The organism is Microbacterium sp., from assembly GCF_041909575.1.
GTDB lineage: Bacteria > Actinomycetota > Actinomycetes > Actinomycetales > Microbacteriaceae > Microbacterium.
In genome coordinates this window covers 1-3,232 of the sequence record NZ_JAYRDE010000175.1, presented here as the reverse complement: position 1 = coordinate 3,232, position 3,232 = coordinate 1, and the positions used below count along the sequence as shown (strand labels likewise).

Sequence of the window (3,232 nt, the reverse complement as noted above, 5' to 3'; positions counted from 1 at the left end):
CGAGGTCGAGGAGCGCGGCGCGCTGCACCTTCTCGCGGTGTCGTTCCCAGATCACGAACAGGACCAGCGCGATCGCGGCAACGGCGAACGCGACGGGCACGGCGGAGATCGCTGCATCTTTCGGCCATACCCATCCGAAGACGGTGAGGTCGCTCTTCGGGGTCCACCAGCCAAGGTCGGGGCCTTCGATGACGGCGAACACGAGCGCCCCGAATCCGATGGCGCTGAGCAGTGCGCCGTCGACATCGATACCGGGACGCTTCTTCTCACCGCGCGTCTCGGGCACGGTGAAGAGCGCGGCGATGAACACGAGGACGCCAAGTGGGAGGTTCACCAGGAAGATCCAGTGCCACGAGGCCCACTGGGTGAGCGCACCGCCGGCGAGTGGGCCGACGGCGGCCGCGCCGGAGATCACGGCGCCCCATACCCCGAACGCCGCGGCCCGGTACTTGCCCCGGAACACGGCGTTCACGGTGGAGAGGGTGGAGGGCATGATGAACGCCGCCCCGACTGCCTGCACCGCACGCGCCCCGATCAGCACCCCCGCGGTGGACGCGGCGGCGGCGAGCAGACTGCCGGCGACGAACACGATGAGGCCTGCGAGGAAGAGCCGCTTGCGCCCCCACCGGTCCGCGAGGTTTCCAGTGGAGAGAAGCAAGGCGGCGAGCAGCACGGCGTAGAGGCTGTTCACCCATTGCGCGTCGGTGAGGTCGAGATGCAGGTCGCCGATGATGGCGGGCAGCGCGACACCGACGATCGTGCCGTCGAGCACGATGAGGCCGAGCCCGATGGAGAGGACGGCAAGGCCGAGCCATTCCCGCCGGGTCGGCACGCTCTCCTGGGTGGTCGGTGCTGCAGTCATGGTCAGGCCGCCGCGGCTTCGGCGGGCACCGGCGTGCGGCCGGTAACGGCGCGGCGCAGCGCGACGAAGAAGACGATCATGCCTGCCGTGATCGCGATGTGCCCCAGTCCTGCGATCCCCGCGATCATCGCGTTCGATTCCTGACCGAGGACGGTGAGGGTGCCGTGCCAGATGAGCATCGCGGAGGTGAGGATCACTCCGGCGTTGTAGAGCCAGAAGAACCAGGCGAACAGCTTCGGGCTGCGGGAGATCGTGAAGACCTTTTCGAGGGCGAGCACGATCAGCAACACGATGAACCCGAGGGTCAGCAGGTGCGTATGGGCGAGGCCGAGCTGGGTGAACTGGCCCTCGGGGAAGTCGTTGAGCTTGGTGAACTCGCGGTAGAACAGGCCGGAGGCGACACCGGCGAGCATGTAGATGAACGAGGCGTTGAGCAGTCTCTTCATGGGTCAGGGATTCCTTTCGATGGGCGGATGTCTGGTCGCGGTCAGATCAGGCCGGTCTCCTGCGCGACATGGATCGCGCGGGAGCGGCTGTCAACACCGAGCTTGGTAAAGATGTGGACGAGGTGGCTCTTGACGGTGGCCTCGGTGACGAAGAGGGCACGGGCGATCTCCTTGTTCGCCGATCCGGTTGCGAGCAGACGGAGCACGTCGATCTCGCGGTCGGTGAGACGTGGGAGTGGGCTGCGCATGCCCTTGAGCACCCGGGAGGCGAGATCGGGGGCGAGTACCGTGTCGCCGGCTGCGGCACGTTGGATGCCGTCGATGATGACGTCGGGGTCGACTTCTTTGAGGAGGTAACCCGCTGCGCCTGCTTCGATTGCCCCGAGGATTTCGGCGTCGCGATCGAAGGTGGTCAGGATGAGCACCGCAGGGGCGGGGTCGAGGGCGCGGAGCGCGGCCGTGGTCTGGATGCCGTCGATGCCGTTGCCGAGGCGCAAGTCGCAGAGCACCACATCGGGGCGCAGATGTGCGGCCAGGGCGAGCGCCTCCTCGCCGGTAGCGGCCTCGCCGACGACCTGCAGAGTCTCCGCCGCATCGAGTACGGCACGGAGCCCGCTGCGCACGACCGGGTGGTCATCGACCAGGAGCACGGTGGTGGTCATGGCATCTCCTCTGTGGTGGGGTCGGCAACGGTGACCGAAACTGGGCCCGGACGGATCGGGAGGTGGATGGAGAGGGCGGTGCCCTCACCAGGCGTGCTCTCGATGTCGAGGCCGCCGCCGAGTTCGCGGAGGCGGGCTCGCATGAAACGCAGGCCGTAGCTCGATCCGGCGTCGGCGTCCTGTTCCCAGGCGGGCTGGTCGAAGCCTATGCCGTCGTCGATGATGTCGAGCCGCACGGTGTCGTCGGCGTCGACGAGGCTCATGACGACACGGGATGCTCTGGCGTGGAGGCGCACGTTCGCGAGGGCCGACTGTGCGGTGCGCAGGAGTGCGACCTCAACTTCGGTCGGCAGGATCGGCATCGAGTCGTCCACATGCAGCTCGACCGCGAGTCCGGCCTCGTCGTGGGCGCGGTCGAGCATCCGTTGCAGTGCGGAGGCGAGGGCGTCGTCGTCGAGTTCCGCGGGGGCGAGCGCGGCGACGATGCGGCGCACGTCGGCGAGGCTGTCGCCTGCGAGGGTCTCGACCTGTTCGAGGGTGCGCGCTGCGTCCGGGTCTTCAGTGCGGCCGGCTCCGGCGTGGGCGAGGAGTCGGATTGAGGAGAGCGCTTGGGCGATGGTGTCGTGAATATCGCGGGAGATGCGCGTGCGTTCGGCGATGGCACCCGAGTGGCGTTGGGCGAGCGCGAGTTCGTCCTGCAACTCGGCGGTCTCGGCCTGGGCTCGGGTAAGCGAGGCGACGAGACGTTCGCGTTCGGTGGCGTCGCGGAGAAGTTGCAGGTAGCCGCGGGAGATGCCGAAGGCGAAGATGCCGCCGATGAGGGGCCCGAAGATGTTGGCGTAGTTGGTGGTGCCGTGGTGCAGGATCGGGGCGACGATCACGACCGTGAGCACGAAACCCGAGAACAGCAGCCCCCACTTCAGCGGCAGGAGGTGCCCGACGAGGAGCCAGAGCAGGAACGCGAGCCAGACGAACTCGGCGGAGACCGCGACCGCGGCGATCCAGATCGCGGCGAACCCGAGCAGCCACCACACCGCCAGGCTGCGTGACCGGGTCTTCGACGGCAGGATCGTGCCCGCAGTGTGCCAAGCGAGGATCGCGACACCTGAGATGATCGCCGCGGGCATCCCCACCCCGTCGCCGATCGCGCGGATGACCCCGATGGCGGTCAGCACGACCGCCATAAGGTGCTGACCGATCTCCATCGCCCGCACCGTCGCCCCCGCGACCGCCGGGCTGGGCGGATCAGTGGACGTCAATGG

General features: G+C 68.1%; 4 protein-coding genes. All 4 read right to left on the bottom strand.

What is annotated here, in order from left to right; all coding sequences use genetic code 11:
• A partial coding sequence (locus tag ACE3O1_RS15185; RefSeq protein ID WP_374316476.1) for an MFS transporter occupies positions 1 to 862 on the bottom strand: 862 nt, incomplete at its 3' end.
• Positions 863 to 864: 2 nt separating this feature from the next.
• Positions 865 to 1,308, bottom strand: coding sequence for a DUF2871 domain-containing protein (locus tag ACE3O1_RS15180; protein WP_105187270.1), 444 nt, complete (start codon positions 1,306 to 1,308; stop codon positions 865 to 867).
• Between the two features lie 41 nt (positions 1,309 to 1,349).
• Complete coding sequence (locus tag ACE3O1_RS15175) at positions 1,350 to 1,970, bottom strand: response regulator transcription factor (protein WP_048696207.1); 621 nt, start codon at positions 1,968 to 1,970, stop codon at positions 1,350 to 1,352.
• The coding region (locus tag ACE3O1_RS15170) for a sensor histidine kinase (protein ID WP_374316473.1) at positions 1,967 to 3,232 on the bottom strand (1,266 nt) is incomplete at its 5' end. The genes ACE3O1_RS15175 and ACE3O1_RS15170, both read right to left, overlap by 4 nt.

Excerpts from the sequence above, each read along its gene's own strand:
- ACE3O1_RS15180 (WP_105187270.1), bottom strand. The coding sequence starts at position 1,308 with ATGAAGAGACTGCTCAACGCCTCGTTCATCTACATGCTCGCCGGTGTC.
- ACE3O1_RS15175 (WP_048696207.1), bottom strand. The coding sequence starts at position 1,970 with ATGACCACCACCGTGCTCCTGGTCGATGACCACCCGGTCGTGCGCAGC.